At 65.5% G+C, this 16,835-nt stretch carries 15 protein-coding genes and 1 tRNA gene; 10 read left to right on the forward strand and 6 right to left on the reverse strand.

The genetic code is table 11. From position 1 onward, the window contains the following. Positions 1–91 precede the first annotated feature (91 nt). The 5 genes from QZ294_RS00430 to QZ294_RS00450 all read left to right on the forward strand — a co-directional run bounded on the left by QZ294_RS00430 (position 92) and on the right by QZ294_RS00450 (position 5,890). Positions 92–1,174: an iron-containing alcohol dehydrogenase family protein gene (locus QZ294_RS00430; RefSeq protein ID WP_297045071.1), complete on the forward strand. Its 1,083-nt coding sequence runs from the start codon at positions 92–94 to the stop codon at positions 1,172–1,174. Positions 1,175–1,245: 71 nt separating this feature from the next. Further along, the gene (locus QZ294_RS00435) at positions 1,246–2,262 is read left to right on the forward strand and encodes a WcbI family polysaccharide biosynthesis putative acetyltransferase (protein WP_297045074.1); all 1,017 of its coding nucleotides are present in this window, start codon (positions 1,246–1,248) and stop codon (positions 2,260–2,262) included. Positions 2,263–2,302: 40 nt separating this feature from the next. Next, positions 2,303–3,490, forward strand: coding sequence for a DegT/DnrJ/EryC1/StrS aminotransferase family protein (locus tag QZ294_RS00440; protein ID WP_297045078.1), 1,188 nt, complete (start codon positions 2,303–2,305; stop codon positions 3,488–3,490). A 25-nt stretch (positions 3,491–3,515) separates the two neighbouring features. Continuing rightward, complete coding sequence (locus QZ294_RS00445) at positions 3,516–5,162, forward strand: cytidine 5'-phosphate N-acetylneuraminic acid synthetase (protein ID WP_297045080.1); 1,647 nt, start codon at positions 3,516–3,518, stop codon at positions 5,160–5,162. After that, the gene (locus QZ294_RS00450; protein WP_297045083.1) at positions 5,159–5,890 is read left to right on the forward strand and encodes an NTP transferase domain-containing protein; all 732 of its coding nucleotides are present in this window, start codon (positions 5,159–5,161) and stop codon (positions 5,888–5,890) included. The genes QZ294_RS00445 and QZ294_RS00450 overlap by 4 nt, the downstream gene beginning before the upstream one ends. Positions 5,891–6,005: 115 nt before the next feature. Here the strand turns inward: QZ294_RS00450 and glpQ are convergent, their stop codons facing one another. The 3 genes from glpQ to QZ294_RS00465 all read right to left on the reverse strand — a co-directional run bounded on the left by glpQ (position 6,006) and on the right by QZ294_RS00465 (position 9,110). Then, a complete protein-coding gene (gene glpQ / locus QZ294_RS00455) occupies positions 6,006–7,163 on the reverse strand; it encodes a glycerophosphodiester phosphodiesterase (RefSeq protein ID WP_297045086.1) in 1,158 nt (385 codons plus the stop codon). A gap of 169 nt (positions 7,164–7,332) precedes the next feature. Further along, positions 7,333–8,238, reverse strand: coding sequence for an EamA family transporter (locus tag QZ294_RS00460; RefSeq protein ID WP_297045090.1), 906 nt, complete (start codon positions 8,236–8,238; stop codon positions 7,333–7,335). 134 nt (positions 8,239–8,372) lie between these two features. Then, positions 8,373–9,110, reverse strand: a complete 738-nt coding sequence (locus QZ294_RS00465) for a septal ring lytic transglycosylase RlpA family protein (RefSeq protein ID WP_297045094.1) — start codon at positions 9,108–9,110, stop codon at positions 8,373–8,375. 396 nt (positions 9,111–9,506) lie between these two features. Between QZ294_RS00465 and pdxS the strand changes: the two genes are divergently transcribed. Together pdxS and pdxT are read left to right on the forward strand one after the other, a co-directional pair. Continuing rightward, positions 9,507–10,406: a pyridoxal 5'-phosphate synthase lyase subunit PdxS gene (gene pdxS / locus QZ294_RS00470; protein ID WP_297045097.1), complete on the forward strand. Its 900-nt coding sequence runs from the start codon at positions 9,507–9,509 to the stop codon at positions 10,404–10,406. Positions 10,407–10,409: 3 nt separating this feature from the next. After that, entirely contained in the window at positions 10,410–11,015 is a 606-nt protein-coding gene (pdxT, locus tag QZ294_RS00475; protein ID WP_297045101.1) for a pyridoxal 5'-phosphate synthase glutaminase subunit PdxT, read from the forward strand. Between the two features lie 83 nt (positions 11,016–11,098). On the opposite strand, the gene proC is transcribed toward pdxT, so the two are convergent. Further along, positions 11,099–11,944, reverse strand: coding sequence for a pyrroline-5-carboxylate reductase (gene proC / locus QZ294_RS00480; RefSeq protein WP_297045103.1), 846 nt, complete (start codon positions 11,942–11,944; stop codon positions 11,099–11,101). Positions 11,945–11,963: 19 nt separating this feature from the next. Further along, positions 11,964–13,370, reverse strand: a complete 1,407-nt coding sequence (locus QZ294_RS00485; protein WP_297045106.1) for a S41 family peptidase — start codon at positions 13,368–13,370, stop codon at positions 11,964–11,966. Positions 13,371–13,743: 373 nt separating this feature from the next. On the opposite strand from QZ294_RS00485, the gene QZ294_RS00490 reads away from it, so the two are divergent. From QZ294_RS00490 to QZ294_RS00500, 3 genes are all read left to right on the forward strand, one after another. Further along, positions 13,744–14,940, forward strand: coding sequence for a D-alanyl-D-alanine carboxypeptidase family protein (locus QZ294_RS00490; protein WP_297045109.1), 1,197 nt, complete (start codon positions 13,744–13,746; stop codon positions 14,938–14,940). Positions 14,941–15,023: 83 nt separating this feature from the next. Then, positions 15,024–15,117: transfer RNA gene (locus QZ294_RS00495), tRNA-Ser, on the forward strand. A gap of 172 nt (positions 15,118–15,289) precedes the next feature. Further along, positions 15,290–15,526: an Arm DNA-binding domain-containing protein gene (locus QZ294_RS00500; protein WP_297045112.1), complete on the forward strand. Its 237-nt coding sequence runs from the start codon at positions 15,290–15,292 to the stop codon at positions 15,524–15,526. A 105-nt stretch (positions 15,527–15,631) separates the two neighbouring features. Here the strand turns inward: QZ294_RS00500 and QZ294_RS00505 are convergent, their stop codons facing one another. After that, on the reverse strand, positions 15,632–16,834 hold the full coding sequence (locus QZ294_RS00505) for a class I SAM-dependent methyltransferase (RefSeq protein ID WP_297045117.1): 1,203 nt from the start codon (positions 16,832–16,834) through the stop codon (positions 15,632–15,634). Between the last annotated feature and the right edge of the window lies 1 nt (position 16,835).

Consider the following 16,835-nt stretch of genomic DNA (forward strand, 5'->3'; position numbering starts at 1 on the left):
CCCCCGGGGGTCCGCTTGCCTGTGGCTCCGCCATGCCGTATGGTCGGTCAACAACCACGGGCGCCCCGCGTCCGGAACAGTGAGGTCTGCCATGTACCGCAATGCCAAGAATGTGGGCTACTATATGATCGGCGACGGCGCCCTGGCCCAGCTTCAGGACATTCTCGCCCCGCGCCGCGAGGCCATGCCGGACTCCCCGGCGGTCTTCTTCCTCGACCATTGCTTTGAGAACAGCAGCCTGCGCGAGCAGCTGCCCATCCAGGAATGGGACATGGTGGTCTTTGTGGACACCACCGAGGAACCCACCACCGACAGCGTGGACGGCTATACGGCCGACGTGAAGGCCTTCCTCCGCGGCCGCACGCCCTGCGCCCTGCTGGCCTTCGGCGGCGGTTCCACGCTGGACACCTGCAAATGCGTGGGCAACCTGCTCACCAACCCGGGCGTGGCGGCGGACTACCAGGGCTGGGAACTGGTGAAGCATCCCGCCCCGTACAAGGTGGCCGTGCCCACGCTTTCAGGGACAGGCTCCGAGACCTCGCGCACGGGCATCATCTGCAACGAGGCGAAGAATCTCAAGCTGGGCATGAACAGCGACTACACCATGTTCGATCAGGTGCTGCTCGACCCGCGCCTCACGGCCACCGTGCCGCGCAACCAGTATTTCTACACCGGCATCGACACCTTCATGCACTGCTTCGAGAGCCTGGACGGCGCCTACCGCAACACCGTCGTGGACGCGCTCTCGGAAAAGGCCATCGACCTCTGCAAGCGCGTGTTCCTCGACGATGACATGATGAGCGACCACAACCGCGAGCTGCTCATGATCGCCTCCTTCATGGGCGGCATGGCCGCGGGTTTCGTGGGCGTGGTGCATCCGCTCTCGGCCGGCCTGAGCATGGTCCTGCACATGCACCACGGCATCGCCAACTGCTATGCGCTCTCGGTGCTGGAAGACATCTATCCCGGGCCGTACAAGATTTTCCGGGAGATGATGGAGAGGCAGAAGATCGACCTGCCCGCCGGCATCTGCAAAAACCTCACGGACGCCCAGTACGATGCGCTCTATGAGGCGAGCATCGTCCATGAAAAGCCGCTCATCAACAAGCTTGGGCCAAAGTACCGCGAGATCCTGACCAGGGAAAACGTCATCGACCGTTTCAAGCGCATGTAGGGGTTCTCCCGGGGACGTTCCGCGGTCGGCATCCTTTGGCCGCCGGAACGCGCGACAGGGACGGAAGAACCATGCCCACCCTCATGCTTCTCGGCAACTGCGTGGCCCAGCGGCTGGAACGGCTCGTGGAGGCGTGCGCCACGGGGGAGGGGAGCGCCGGGCACGGATGGCGCGTGCTCCGGGCCACGCCGGTATATCAGCTGAGCACGGGACCGTCCCCGGACGAAGCCCTGGCCGCTCTGGCGGCGCAGGCCCGGGGCTGCGACCTTGTCTTCAGCCAGCCGCTCTTCCATTACGGCCCGTGCAATACGGAAGAACTGCGCGCGCGGCTGGGGGACAGGCTGCGGCTCTTTGCCGCGCCCAATTTCGAGGCCTATTTTCCCGACGTGCTGGAGGTCGCGCCGCGCGAACCGGCGCGCTTTGCGCCGCCCCTTGACTGGCACAGCCGCATCTTCGTCCAGTGCCGGGCGGCCGGCCTCCCCCCCGAAGAGTCCGGCGCCATCTACCTGACGCATCCGTGCTTCCGGGAAAAGGCCGTGGCCGCCGCTCTGGAACGGACATGGCGCACCTATGAGCGCCGCGAGCAGGGGCTGGATATAGGCACCCTGGCCGTGGCGCGGCGCTGGTACCGGCGCGAGCCTCTCTTCCACACCTGGAACCACCCCGCGGAGCGGCTCCTGGCCGTTCTTCTTGACGGCATCCTGGCGGAACTCGGCATGGCCGCGGATGCCCGCGGGGCATGTTTGCGCCGCGTGGGCTGGAACGGCGGCCCCCTTGACGCCGGGGACGAAGCGGGCGAGAGGAAGGAAGGCGGCGCGCCCTGCTCCGCCGTCCCCGCCACGGCCGGGAACGGAACGGACGATGACGGCGCCGTGCCGCCGTGGAGCTTCGGCTTCAACAGCTGGCCCATCATCACGCGGCACCACCGCCTGTTCGGCTTTCCGGGGCGGGAGTGGTTCCGCGTGGCCGGGACGCGGGTGGACCTCTCCACCATGGCCCTGGCCTGGTACACCTGGTATGACCTGCATCCGCGCACCTTTGCGGCGGCGGTGGACGCCGTGCGCGCCCGGCCGGAACCGGGACGGTGAGCGCCCCGGCCGCACGCGCGCCGAAAACGGAGAATTTTTCATGGAGATGAAAATCAATTTCAGCGGCCGCGCCATCCGCTACACGGAAGACGAGATCGCGGCCGTGGTCGAGGCCATGCGCACCGCCGACCCGCTCACGCAGGGGCGCTACATGCGCGAGTTTGAAAGCGCCTTTGCCCGCTACCAGGGGGTCGCCCCGGGTTCCTGCTTCACCACCATGAACGGCTGCGCGGCCCTGGAAATGTCCGCCCAGCTCTGCCGTTTCAAGCCGGGCGACGAGCTGGTCATCCCCTCGCACACCTTCACGGCCTCGGCCTATCCCTATCTCAAGAAGGGCGCCGTCCCTGTCTGGGCGGATATCGATCCGCTCACCCGGGTGGTCACGGCCGAAAGCATCGAAAAGGCGCTCACCCCGCGCACCCGGGCCGTGGTGGTGGTGCACCTCTACGGCTATGTGGCGGACATGCCGGAGATCGCGGCCCTCTGCCGGGAACGCGGCATCCTCTGCATCGAGGACGCGGCCCAGGCCATCGGCGCGGAAGTGGCGGGGCGCAAGGCCGGGAGTTTTGGCGACATGGCTGTTTTCTCCTTCCATTCGCACAAGAACCTCACCACCCTGGGCGAGGGCGGCATGCTCTATGTGGCGGACCCGCAAGCGGCGGCGATCATCCCGGCCCTGCGCCACAACGGGCACTGCGCCTACCCCTTTGAGCGGCCCGACTACTGGAAACCGGCCATGGGCAATGTGGACATCCCCCGGCTGGGCGATGACCTGCTCATGCCCTCCAACTATTGCCTGGGCGAGGTGGAATGCGCCCTAGGGCTCAAGCTGCTGGAACGCATCGACACCATCAACGACGAAAAACGCGCCCGCGCCCTGCGCTTCATCGACGGCCTGGCCGATTTCCCGCAGCTCCAGTTCCACCGCGTGGAAAGCAGGCGTCACAACTATCACCTGCTCGTCGCGCGCATGACCACGGGCACCGGGGCGCGCGACCGCTTCATCCGCGCCATGCACGACGAGAAGGGCATCAAGTGCGTGGTCCAGTATATCCCGCTGGACCGCTACGACTTCTACCGCCGCCTGGGCTTCGGCACGGCCCGCTGCCCCGAGGCGGACGCCTTTTTCGACACCATGGTCTCCTTCCCGTTCCAGCACTGGATGAGCGACGCGGAGCTTGACTACATGCTCGCCTCGGCCCGGGACGTGCTCGCGGGCATGGACTGAACCGGCCGCGTCCGGCGTGAACGGCATGAAAGAACGCTGCATCGTCATCCCGGCCATCAAGAAGAACGCGGTCATCCCCGACCAGCTCGTCAAGCGGCTGGCGGGCGTCACGCTCATGGAACGCGCCCTGAACACGGCCCGGGCCTGCGCGCCCGGCGAGGACATCGTGGTCCTCACCGACAGCCAGGAGATCTCGCTCATCTGCGAACGCGCGGGCGTGCGCCACTCCTGGAATCGGGACCTGCGCTTCACCAGCCTTGACATCGTGGGCGAAATGCGCGGGCTGCTGGAAAACCTCAGCCGGGACTACGAGCATTGCCTCATCCTGCGCGCCTCCTGCCCGCTCCTCACCTGGGTGGACATGGAGGACGCCTGGCGGCGCTACCGCGAGAGCGGGGCGGACAGCCTGGTGACGGTCCGCAGCGTGCGCCAGCGCATCTGGCGCGCGCAGGGCGACAGCATGGAGAGCCTGCTGGAGGGCGCGGGCGGCGATGACGGCGAACGCAGCTACCTGGTGGAGAGCCGCGCGCTCATCATCCTGCGCCTTGCGCTCCTGCGCGGGGACGCGACGGCCGCGGGCGGCCGCGGGCCGTGGCGCGTCATCCCCTACTTTCTCGACGAGCGGGCCATCGAGATCCAGAACTATCAGGACTGGTGGATCTGCGAGCGCCTGCTGGAGCGGCGGCATGTGGTCTTTGTGGTGGCGGGCTATCCGGCCATCGGCATGGGCCATATCTTCCGCGCCCTCATGCTGGCCCACGAGATCACGAGCCACAAGATCACCTTCGTCTGCACGCGCGAGAGCGAGCTGGCCGTGGAAAGCGTGGCCCGCAAGGACTACCGGGTGGTGCGCCAGGGCGACGGGGAACTGGCCGACACGGTGCTGGCCCTGCGCCCGGATCTGGTGGTCAACGACATTCTGGATACCGGCGCGGCCTACATGGAGCGCCTGCGCGCGGGCGGCGTCCGCTGCGTGAACTTTGAGGACGAGGGACCCGGCGCGCCCCTGGCCGATCTGGTCATCAACGCCCTCTACGAGCGCGGCGCCTCCACGGAACGCCTGCGCTGCGGGCCGGACTATTTCTGCCTGCGCGACGAATTCCTCAACGCGCGGCGCAACCCGCTCCGCCCCCAGACGCGCACCGTGCTCGTCACCTTCGGCGGCACGGACCACAGCGACGCCACGCGCCGCGTCCTGGACATCATCGAACCCATCTGCCGCGCCTTCGGCATTGCCATCCGCGTGGTGGCCGGGCCAGGCTACGCGCACAAGGAGAGCACCGAGGCCCGCGTGCGCGAGCTGGGCAATCCGCTGCTGGAATTCACCTGGGCCACCAATGTCATGAGCCGGATGATGGAGGGCGCGGACCTCGCCATCTGCTCCGCCGGGCGCACGGTCTACGAGCTGGCCCACATGCGCGTTCCGGGCATGGTGCTTGCCCACCACGAGCGCGAGGCCCGGCATGCCTTTGCCCGGCCGCGCAACGGCTTTGCCTTTGTGGGCATTCTGGACCGGGTGGACGACACGCGCATCCGCAATGTGTTTCTGGCCCTGCTCAAGCAGGAGCGGCGCGCCCGCTACTGGGAGCGGCAGGACCGCCTGGACTTCACGGCCAACAAGGCCCGCGTGGTGGGGCTGATGCAGGACCTGCTGGAAAAGGAGGACGCATGAGCGCTTCGGCAACCGGAACGGGCCGCGCCGGCGGCAAGGTGGTGGCTATCGTCCAGGCCCGGCTCGGCTCCAGTCGTCTGCCTCTCAAGTCGTTGCTTTCGCTGCGCGGCATGCCCATCATCGACTGGGTGACCCGGCGCCTTTCCCGGGCGCGGCGCCTGGACGGCATCCTTGTGGCTGTGCCTGATACGGAACTGGACAGGGTCCTGCTCGAGCATCTGGAGCGCCGGGGCGTGCCGGCCATGGCCGGTCCCGAGCAGGACGTGCTGCGCCGTTTCAGCCTGGCCGCCAGGGCTGCGGACGCGGGGCTTGTGGTGCGCGTCTGCGCCGACAATCCGTGCATCTGGGGCGAGGCCGTGGACCGGCTGGTGGACTTCTACCGCAACGGCGCCTGCGATTACGCCTACAACCATGTGCCGCGCAACAACCTCTGGCCCGACGGACTCGGCGCCGAGATCCTCTCGCGCGAGCTGCTCGAGGAGCTGGACGACCGGGCGCGGCTGCCCGCCCAGCGCGAGCACTGCCTCAACCATATCTGGGACAATGCCGCCCGCTACCGCATCGCCACCTTCGACCCCGAGGAGCCATGGCTGCGCCGCCCGGAACTCAGGCTGGACGTGGACAGCCCCGATGACTTCCGGCGCCTGGCCCTGCTGCCCCTTGCGCCGGACATGGACGCCCGCGCCCTGGTGGATGCCTGCGACGGCGCGGCGCGCCGCGACGCCTGAGTCCGTTTTTCCGCAATTCCGCAGCGCAACGCGGCAACACGCCCGCAAGCGAACGCCCCGTCCCCGGAACAGCGGGGACGGGGCGCAGCCATGTCTGGAAGCGGAAAAAACAGCCTCAGCGCAGGCCCTCGGCCTTGAGATATTCCACCACATCACCGGGGAAGTCCGAGAACAGGCCGTCCAGCCGGATCTCCTTGAAGGCCGCGTCCAGGGCCTGGCGCGAATCCTTGAATCCCTTGAAGGGCGCGTCGCGCCGGTGCGTCCAGGAATGCACCTTCATGCCGTTTTTGCGCGCAAGATCGGCCAGCCCGCTGACGGTGTAGCCCTTGCCGTCGGCCGAGGGCACCGCCAGGTGCGAGAACCAGGGCGCGTAGATGGTGGCATATTTGGAAACTTCGGCGACGCCCGAGGGCGTGAGCAGCCATTCGTGCACGGCCTTGTCGTCCGTGAGGTGCTGGCCGCCCCGGAGCACGAGCATGGCGAGTTCGCCCTTCCAGCCCTTTTCACGCGCGGCCTTGACCGCGTCATAATCGAAGATCTGGAGGATGGATTTGGCCTCCGGGCTGTTGTAGCCGTAGCGGTCCAGCATTGCGATGACCGCGCCCGTGATGTCCTTGCCCTCGCGGGCGTAGAACGCGGGTTCCTTCACTTCCACATAGACGCCCACATTGCCGCCCGTGGACTTGTTCAGGCCCTGGATGAGCCGAAGCTCCTCCTCAAGCGTGGGGATCTGGAAGCCGATGCCGGAATCGCCGGGGAAGCGGCCCGCAAAGACCGGCGTGCCCGTTTTGGGGTTGAAGCGTTCCGTGACCGTGAGGCTGCGCAATTCCGGGAAGGTGAAGTCCACCGCGTAGAAGCTGCCGTCCTCGCGGGCGCGTTCCGGAAATTTTTTCGCCACATCCGTGGTGGTGTCGAGCACCGGATCGTGCATGATCATGAGCACGTCGTCCTTGCTCATGATGACGTCCTGCTCGATATAGTCCGGGCCAAGGGCATAGGCCATGGCCTTGGCCGGCAGGGTGTGCTCCGGCAGGAAGCCGCTGGCGCCCCGGTGCGCGGCCACAGCCGGGCGCCAGGCGGGTTTTTTCGCGTTCTGGTCCGCCGCCCCGATGGCGGCCTGGATCTTGACGAGGTCGGGCGCGGCCCTGTCGCCCGCATCCGCCGGGGCGTTCCCGCCGTCCGCCGCAAGGGCGGGGCAGCAGAAAAGGCCAAGGCAAAGCAGCGACTGGAAGCAGATCCGCCGCGCCAGCGGCAACACTCGTGGCATGGGCATGGAACACCTCCCGCAGGGGTTGAAGGAAAGGGACGTGACGCGCGGCGTCCGTCATGCTGACTCGCGCTTTCAGCATAGGCGAAAGACAGGGAGCGGGGCAATGCTTTTCTGGCACGGCCGCGGTGCGTCGGGGGCGTTGCGCCCGGAACGGCGCCCCCCGCGGGCTGCCTCAGGCCGTTGCGTCCGCGCCGGCGGAGGCGCCCCGGTCGCGCCTGCGCGAACCGAGCATGACCAGCAGGACGGCGCCCGCAATGAGCGCCACGCCACCGGCCAGCGGCGCGGTGAACGGCTCGCCGAAAACGAGGACGCCCACACTTACGGCCGTGAGCGGCTCCATGACGCCCAGCACCGACGTCAGGGTGGAGCCGATGCGCTTGATGGCGAGAATGAGCGTGAGATTGGAAAATACCGCCGTCACCAGCGCGAGCAGGACGGCCGAGGCCGCCTCCGGCACGGTGCCGATCCACTGGAGCGAGCCTCGCGCGAGGCCGTCGCCCACGGAAATGGCGGCGCCGAAGGCCATGACGTAGAACGTCATGACCAGGCCGCTGATATTGGGGATGCGCGCGATCTGGATGCCGATCATGTAGCATCCGTTGGTAAGGCCCGCCAGCAGGGCAAGACAGACGCCCGTGACGCTCACGGCGGCGGCGCCTGTCTGCGGACCCCCGGCGCTGAGCAGCCCCACCCCCGCGGCGGCGAGGACCACGGCCACCCCGATGCGCCAGTAAAAGCGCTCGTGGAACACCACGATCATGATCAGCATGACCATGACGGGATAGAGGAACTGGATGGTGGCCGCGATGCCGCTGGGCAGGTGGCCGAAGGATTCGAAGAAAAAGAGCACGGCCAGCATGTAGCAGACGCTCAGGCCGGCGAGCTTGCACACGTCGATGCCGCGCAGGGCGAAGCGTTCGCCCCTGAGGCGCAGCAGGCACCAGAGCGCGAGCGCCGCGATGGTGAAACGGTAGGCCAGCGCTGTCTGCACGGAAATGCCGGCGCGCAGCAGCGGCAGGGAAAACAGCGGGATAAGCCCGAAAGCGGCCGAAGAGAGCAGCCCGTAGATAATGCCCATCTGACCTCCGTGCCGCCGGCGGCCGGGCGGCCCCCCAGTGTCCGGGGCGGCGCGCGGACACGCCGAAAAAAGGCCACCGTTCCGGCGCACACCGGAACAGTGGCCTTTGGCTCCCTGCTGCCGGACCGGGCGCGTCAGCGCGCGCTGTCCAGAACCACCTCGGCTTCGGGATGCGCCTGACGCAGGGCCTCATGCATGGCGGCCGCGTCCGCGAAGGCGCGGAACGGTCCCACCCTGCTGGCACCCCCGTGGGCACCGTAGCGGATGAAATAGGCCTGATCCGCCTTGAGCGGCGTTCCTGTCTCGTCGCTCACCACTTCAAGGTCCACCCGGCCCACGCCGCGCTTGCCCAGGTTGATCTGTTGGGCAGCGGCATAGGAGAGGTCGATGATCCTGCCGCGCACGAAGGGTCCGCGGTCCGTCACGCAGACCATGACGCTCTTGCCGTTGTCCTGATCCGTGACCTTGACGACCGTGCCCATGGGCAGGGTGCGGTGAGCGGCCGTGAACGTGTACATATCATAGGAAAGGCCGCTTGCCGTGGCCTTGTTGTGGAAATCGGGACCGTACCAGGATGCCTTGCCGGAGAGCAGTTCGCCCTGCTGGGCGCGTTTGAGCCAGAGGTCGCGGTCGGCGGCGTTGTTCTTTGCCGTCGTCAGGCGCGCCTTGCCGCTTTTCACGCCTTTTTTGGCGTGCCGCTTGTCTTTTGCGCGGGAGGCCGTTTTTTTGGCGGTCTTGCCCTGCTTTTTGACGGATGCCTTCCGGCTCTTGGTCTGGACGGAGGTTGAAGCCGCATGCGCGGTGAGGGGGGCGGCGATGCACAGGCAGAGCGCGAGCGCCGTCCCGAGGGAAAGCCAGCGCAGATACTTCATGATGCTTCCTTGGTTGGCGTTGTGAGGCTGCGCGGCCGTGCCGCGCGGGCCGCGCCCGCGGCCCTGACCCCCCTGAAGTTCCGCTGGCGGGCCGACGCCTCTGCGCGCCGGCAGCGCCCTCCGGGAGGGATGCCTTTTCCTCAGTTGAGGCAACTATAGCCCCGGAAAAGAAGGGCTGTCAAACCCGGACCCGGCGACCGCAGGGACCGGTCTTTTTCACCCCGCATGCCCTTGTCACCCGGGGGATTATTGCATATAACCGCCGCAGACGCGCCGGGGGGCGCGCTTTGTTCTTTTTCCGGCCGCGTTGTGGGCGCGGCCGTACCGTCAACGCGCGGCGCGGGCGCCTGCCTTCGCGCCGCTGCATGCCTTCAGGCGCATAAGGGAGCGTACGCGATGAACAACGGCAAACACGGTGAACGCGGCACCATCCGCCTCAAGACAGGCCTGGCCGAAATGCTCAAGGGCGGCGTCATCATGGACGTCACCACTCCGGAGCAGGCGAAGATCGCCGAGGACGCGGGCGCCTGCGCCGTCATGGCGCTGGAGCGCGTTCCCGCCGACATCCGCGCGGCCGGCGGCGTGGCCCGCATGGCCGACCCGACCATCGTCAAGCGGATCATGGAAGTGGTGAGCATCCCGGTCATGGCGAAGGCGCGCATCGGCCATTTTGTGGAGGCGCGCATCCTCGAGGCCCTGGGCGTGGACTATATCGACGAGAGCGAGGTCCTCACCCCGGCCGACGACCGTTACCATATCGACAAGCAGAAGTTCACGGTGCCCTTTGTCTGTGGCTGCCGCAATCTGGGCGAGGCCCTGCGCCGCATCGCCGAGGGCGCGGCCATGATCCGCACCAAGGGCGAGCCGGGCACCGGCAACGTGGTGGAGGCCGTGCGCCACTGCCGCATGGTCATGGACGAGATCCGCATGCTCTGCGCCCTGCCCGAGGCCGAAGTGCCCAACTTCGCCAAGGAATGCGGCGCCCCGCTGGAGCTTTGCTATATCGTGCGCGAGCAGGGGCGCCTGCCGGTGGTGAATTTCGCGGCCGGCGGCATCGCCACCCCGGCGGACGCGGCCCTGATGATGCAGCTCGGCTGCGACGGCGTCTTTGTGGGTTCGGGCATCTTCAAGTCCGGCGATCCGGCCAAGCGCGCCAAGGCCATTGTCCAGGCCGTGACCAACTACAAGGATTACGCGCTGCTGGCCGAGATCTCCCGGGACCTCGGCGAACCCATGGTGGGCATCGAGATCTCCCAGATCCCGGAAGAACAGCGCATGCAGGAACGGGGCTGGTAGGCCATGACGGCGGCGAAGAACCCCCTGGTGGGCGTCCTCGCCCTTCAGGGGGCCTTCCGTGAGCATGTGGCCGCCCTGGCCCGGCTGGGCGCGGCCACGCGCGAAGTGCGCCAGCTCAGGGACATGGCCGGCATCGACACCATGGTCATCCCCGGCGGCGAAAGCACCACCATGGGCAAGCTCCTGACGGACCTGGAAATGCTGGAGCCGCTGCGGGCGCGCATCAGCGGGGGCATGCCGGTCTATGGCAGTTGCGCGGGGCTGATCCTGCTCTGCCGGAGCATCGAAGGCTCGGAACAGCCGCGGCTGGGCGTTCTGGATGCCGTGGTGCGGCGCAACGCCTTCGGCCGTCAGGTGGACAGCTTCGAGGCGGATCTGACCATCCCCGAACTGGGCGCGGAACCGTTGCCCGCGGTCTTCATCCGCGCGCCGGTGATCCTCTCCACGGGACCGGAGGTGCGCGTCCTCGCCCGGGTGGAGATGGACGGCGCGGAGCGCGCCGTGGCCGTGCGCCAGGGCCGCATCCTCGCCACGTCCTTCCATCCCGAACTGACGCCGGACACGCGCTTTCACCGCTATTTTCTGGATATCTGCCGGGGCGCGGCGTAAGGCGCGATTTTTGGAGAAGTCATGGAACGCCCCGCCGGTATCCGGTGGGGCGTTTTTGCGGACGTTTTCCGGCAGGGGAGGGTTCAGCTCTCCATTTGGCGCCCGCGCTCCCGCGCGGCCAGCACCGCATCCACCAGAAGGCCCGAAAGGCCCGCGCGGTCCAGCACGTTGACGCCGGCGATGGTCAGGCCGCCGGGCGAGCACACGTCGTCGCGCAGCTGCATGAGCGGCGTGGCTCCAGCATCGGCAAGGGCCGCGCAACCGGCAAAAAGCTCCCCGACCATGCGCCGCGACTCGGCGTGCGGAAAGCCCAGGGTCACGCCCGCCTGGACCAGCCCCTGCATCATGGCGAACACATAGGCGGGTCCGGCGCCGATGAGGGCGGAGAAGTCCGTGAATTTTTCCTCGGGCAGTTCCAGGCAGAAGCCGAGCTGTCCGAAGAGTTCAAGCAGCGGCGTGCGCCATTCGTCCACATGAGGACCAGGGGCGAAGCAGAAGGCGAAGATGCCCTTGCCCACCAGCGCCGTGGTGGTGGGCATGCAGCGGGCCACGGCCACGGCGCCGTCCACGGCGTCCGCGATCCGGGCGAGGCTCACGCCCGCGGCCACGGAAAGCACGAGCGTTCCCGGCCGCAGGTGCCCGCGCGCGGCCGCCAGCGCCTCGGCCACCTGATACGGCTTGACCGCGAGGATGAGGATGTCGGCTTTGGCGGCAAGCTCCGGGATGCCGGGAATGACTTCCACGCCCAGCGGCGCCAGGGGTTCCATCTTTTCGGGGCTGCGGTTGTAGCCGCACAGCGTAAGGCCGGGGAGCTTGCGCGCGGCCAGCCCGAAGAGGATGGCGCCGCCCATGCGGCCGCAGCCGATGCAGCCGACGCGGAGTTTTCCCGCAAGCCGTTTGGGAAGCGGACTTGTCAGCGGTGCTGTCATGGCGTTTTCCCCGGTGATGCTAGCGGGCCTGTGGCGCGGGCGCGGCCTGCGGCGTCCTGATTTCCTGGAGCCGGGGCAGGCTCTTGACCATTTGCAGGCCCATACGCAACTGGTTGTCGCGGGCGAGCTGCTCCCTGCCCTCGTCCTTGCCGCCCTTGCCCCTGGCGGCCTTGCCCTTGCCGTTTTCCAGATGCCGGTTGAGGTCCTGCTCGCGGAGGAGCAGGCGGGGATTGTCCTTGTCTTCCGCGCGCGGCGGCTCAAAGACGACCTCGAAGTCCGGCACGATGCCCTCGGCCTGGATGGAACTGCCATTGGGCGTGTAGTAGAGGGCCACGGTGAGCTTGAGGCCCGAACCGTCGGACAGGGGGATGATGTTCTGCACCGAACCCTTGCCGAAGGAGCGTTCGCCGAGGATGGGCGCGCGCTTCTGGTCGCGCAGGGCGCCGGCCACGATTTCCGAGGCCGAGGCCGAACCGGCGTTGACCAGCACCACCATGGGCACGTCGATGTCATCGGCCTGCCTGCGCGCGGCATAGGTGCGCCGGGCGCCGTCGTCGCGTCCCTTGATGGAAACGATGGTGCCCTTGTCGAGGAAGGTGTCGGACACGCTCACCGCCTGGTCGAGCAGGCCGCCGGGGTTGTTGCGCAGGTCAAGGACGATGCCCTTGAGTCCGCCGGTGGCCGCGCTCTCCTTCTGGGCCTGTTTGAGCGCTTCCTTGAGTTCCTCGGTGGTGCGCTCGGAAAAGCGCGTGAGGCGCACCCAGTAGTAGCCGTCCTCCAGCTGTTTGGCCTTGACGCTGATGAGCGGGATGGCGTCGCGGGTGATGCGCACGGTCTGGGGAGTCTTGGCATTGCTGTGGAGGATGGTCAGCTCCACCTCGCTGCCCTTGGCCCCGCGGATGCGGGAGACCACTTCCTGAAGCGAAAGCTCCTGCGCGGGCTGGCCGTCGATGGAGAGGATGACGTCGCCCGGCTGGAGTCCGGCGCGAAAGGCGGGGGTGTCCTCAATGGGCGTCACTACGATCACCTGGCCGTTCTCCAGAGAGATCTCGATGCCCACGCCAAAGAATTCGCCGGAGGTGGTCTCCTGCATCTCCTTGTATTCGTCGGACGTCATGAAGGTGGAGTGCGGATCAAGCCCCTGGAGCATGCCCTTGAGGGCGCCGTTGATCAGCTCCGCCTGGGTGACGTCCTTGACGTAGTTGCGCTCCACCAGATCGAGCACCTGGCTGAAACGGCGGGCGGCATCATACTTGTTGAGTTTTTCCCTGGTCTGATCCCGGGCCTGTTCTTTCTGTGCCTTGGCGGCGTCCCTGCTCTGGTTGCGCGCGGGGGCGGCGCCTTCGGGACCGGGAGCCGCCTGCGCGCCGCAGCCGCACAGGAGGAGCAGGAAGGCGAGAAGGCAGGAGGGGGCGAAAACGCGCATGATTGCCTCGAAGGTTGGTCAGGGGTCGGGCAGGCCGCCGGCACTGCGGCGGCCTGAAAAGCAAAAGCGGCCCGCGGCGTTGCCGCCGCAAATGCCGCCAAACGGGTTTGCGTTCACTGGTACGCCGGAATGCGGCGCTGATAGTGCCGTTTTTCAGGTGAAAAGGCAATGCCGCGGCACGGGGAATGTCGCGAAACGCGGCGGCGCGAACAAGCTAAGGCGTTTCCCCCGGACGTCAAGGGGCGCGTTTCCGGCATCCGGCCGGCGAGGGAACCGCCGTTTCCCACCTTTTTTCTTGCAAGCGGCGGCCGGAAGGCTTATTGGGAACCAAAACCCTGCGTATCCCGCCCACTTCCTTCAGCCCAGGATCCCCATGCCGTTTTTTCGTCGCGCCCGTTTTTGCCGTCCGTTGTGCCCGGCCGTCCTGTTCCTTCTGCTCCTGTCCGCGGCGCCGGCCGTCGCGGCGGCTCCCGAAGTGCTTCCGGCCAGCGCCGTGGGCGTTTCCTCGGCCATTGTCTATGATCTGGACAACGACGCCATCCTCTTCGAGCAGAACGCGGATGAGCCTATCCCCCCGGCCTCGCTGACCAAGATCCTTTCCATGTTCCTGGCCCTGGATTTCATCCGCGAGGGGCACGCCAGGCCCGAAACGACTGTGACCATAAGCCCGGAGGCGGCCGCCACGGGCGGCTCGCGCATGGGGCTGCGGCGGCATGAGACGGTGCGCCTTGACACGCTCCTGCTCGGCATGGCGGTCTCTTCGGGCAATGACGCGAGCCATGCGGTGGCGGAATTGGTGGGCGGCTCCGTGCCCGCGTTTGTCGCCATGATGAATGTCAGGGCCAGGGAACTGGGCATGCGCGACAGCCTCTTCCTCAATCCACACGGACTCCCGGCGGCGGGGCAGCGGACCACGGCGCGCGACATGCTCACCCTTGCCCGGGCGTATCTGCGCTGCCATCCCGATGCCTTGCGGATGCACACCACGCGCCTGCTCACCCACGGCGGCCTGACCACCTGGAACAAGAATCCGCTGCTCGGGCAGTATCCGGGCGCCGACGGACTCAAGACCGGCTGGATCCGCGCGTCGGGCTACAATCTCATTTTCACGGCCAGCAAGGGCGGCCGGCGCCTGCTCGCGGTCATCATGGGCGCGCCCGACGTGACCGCGCGTGGCGTGGAGGCCTGCCGCCTGCTCGATGCGGGCTTTCTTGTCTGCGAAAACCGCGCCGTGTCCGTGGCGGCCGCGCTGGACACATTGCCTGTGGACGCGCGGCGCATCGATGCGCGCAAGACCGCGCGTGAGGCCGGCCTGCTCAAGGCGGCCCGGGCCTGGGCCGGAAAGGGCAAGGCCGCGGGCGGCGTCCGGGCCGGCAAGTACGGGCGCGCCCGCTACACCAGGCATGCCGCCACCGCCTACGGCAAACGGACCCAGGGCCGCATCGCCCCGGCCAAGGCCGCGTCGGCCAAGAGCGGGCGCGGCGACATGCGAAAGGCAAAACGCAAGGCCGAACTCCGCAAGGGCGGCCACGCGGCGCGCGGCAACCGCGCCCGCGCCGGTTCTGGCTAGGCGGACACTTGGCTGCGGATTGCCATTTGCCTGAAGATGGGCTAAAAAATCTCCCGTTCACGGCATTGCCGGAAACGGACCCCGGAGGGGTAGCGAAGCGGCCGTAACGCGCTCGACTCGAAATCGAGTTATCGGTGAGTAACCGGTACGTGGGTTCGAATCCCACCCCCTCCGCCAAATGAGTATCCGTTTATGTTCAGGAAAGTCCGCAAGGCATTGAGCCAAGCGGATTTTCTTCGTTGTATGTGTTCTCTGCAATCCGCTGAGGTTCATTGGCAGCCGCGCAATTGGGGGGCAACGATGGGGCAAGTCGTGACTGTACACGTTGCCCCCTGCCGGAGTTGCCCCCATGCCCTTCAAATTGACGGATACCGCCATCCGCGCGGCCAAGCCCAGGGAAAAACGCTACAAGCTGGCGGATGGCGAAGGTCTGTACGTTGAAGTTGCCCCCGCCGGGGGCAAGTGGTGGCGCATCAAGTTCCGCTTCCGCTTCGGCGGCAGGGAGAAACGGCTTGGGGAGCAGCAGTGGTTGGGGAGCAGCAAAGGAGTTTGCCGAGGAGGAAACGGGGTGGCGAAAAAAGGATAACGGCTTTTGGATTTACGGCTATTAGCGTAATAGTCTGCATAAAATTGATATGTTGATTCAGATGTGTGATTCATAGGCGTCGTTTCTATTTTCTGAGTTGAAAATCTAGGATATGGAAATGGTGAGGGGAATATGCAATGTGGCTGAACCTGATGATATTAAAAGTATCTCAACGCCAAATTTTGTATTTTTTACATTAATATGGCATTTAATAACAAGATCATTATTAAAATTAGAGGTAAAAAATGATTTGTAATATAAAATTTCTCCTGAATTATCGATAATCTTACAATCGACGATCCTGACATTTTCTTTTGGAAGATCTTCTGCAAAAATGCGTACTTCTACTTCCCTCTGCCCCTTGAATAGAGGGATATACGGTCCCTGCCAGACAGGACCACTTTTCCCCTTATCCATGGTCACCATGTCTCTGTCAGTGTCGTATCTCCCTCCGAGAAGAGTCACCCTATTGCATCGTTCACTGGACGCCCGTACAAAAATCTCGCGTGCCAGAGTGCTGAGCGTTTGTGCATCGGGACGACTTTGCGCTTTCTGCGCTTCAACCCACCAGACAAAGGAATCGTCTGGTGCGGCAAGCCCCCCAAGAGCGCGCCTTAACGAATTATTCTGTCCGCCTGTCCAATTCATGTCAGGCAGGTTCGACGCGATTGTGCCATCCTTGTCACGCAATCGGATAGCCCCTTTTGCCGAAATCAGGTGAAATCCTGCTGCAGGTAGCAACAGGCGCATATCGTCCAACGTATATTCAGCAATATGCTCCGGCTGCTGATACCCAATCAGCGATGTTATGCTTCCGTTTGGGCTGTCTATAACCAGCCATCCTCCAGGTCTGAGAACTCGCCATGCATGCTGGAAAAAGCCAATCAAGTCACAAAGAGGGAGATGTTCCAAATTCTGTCCACTGAGGAGCAGATCCACACTCGCATCCGGAATGGCGCTCAGGTCACCGGCAGTTGCTTCTAGCCATTCTACATTACTTGGCAAATCCACAGGCTTGGACATAAAGTATTCAACTCCGATGTGCTTTGCGATTGAACCGTATTCTCGCGCAAACCAGTCGAAGTACCAAGTGCCGGAACAGCCAACACTGCAAACAGTTTGAGCTCCCGCGGGTATAGAGGCCAAGAGGAAGGAACGTAATTCATGCAGATAGTGATTAAAATCCGTCAGCAACAAAGGTGTTGATTTCTGGTCCCCCTCTACATTTGTTTTGGATAGTTTATTTATAATATATTTAGATAGAAAATTCAATGCGTTGCTTGCTGATTTTTTTATTATGCTTTTCATA

It is taken from the genome of uncultured Desulfovibrio sp., assembly GCF_910584445.1.
Taxonomy (GTDB): domain Bacteria; phylum Desulfobacterota; class Desulfovibrionia; order Desulfovibrionales; family Desulfovibrionaceae; genus Desulfovibrio.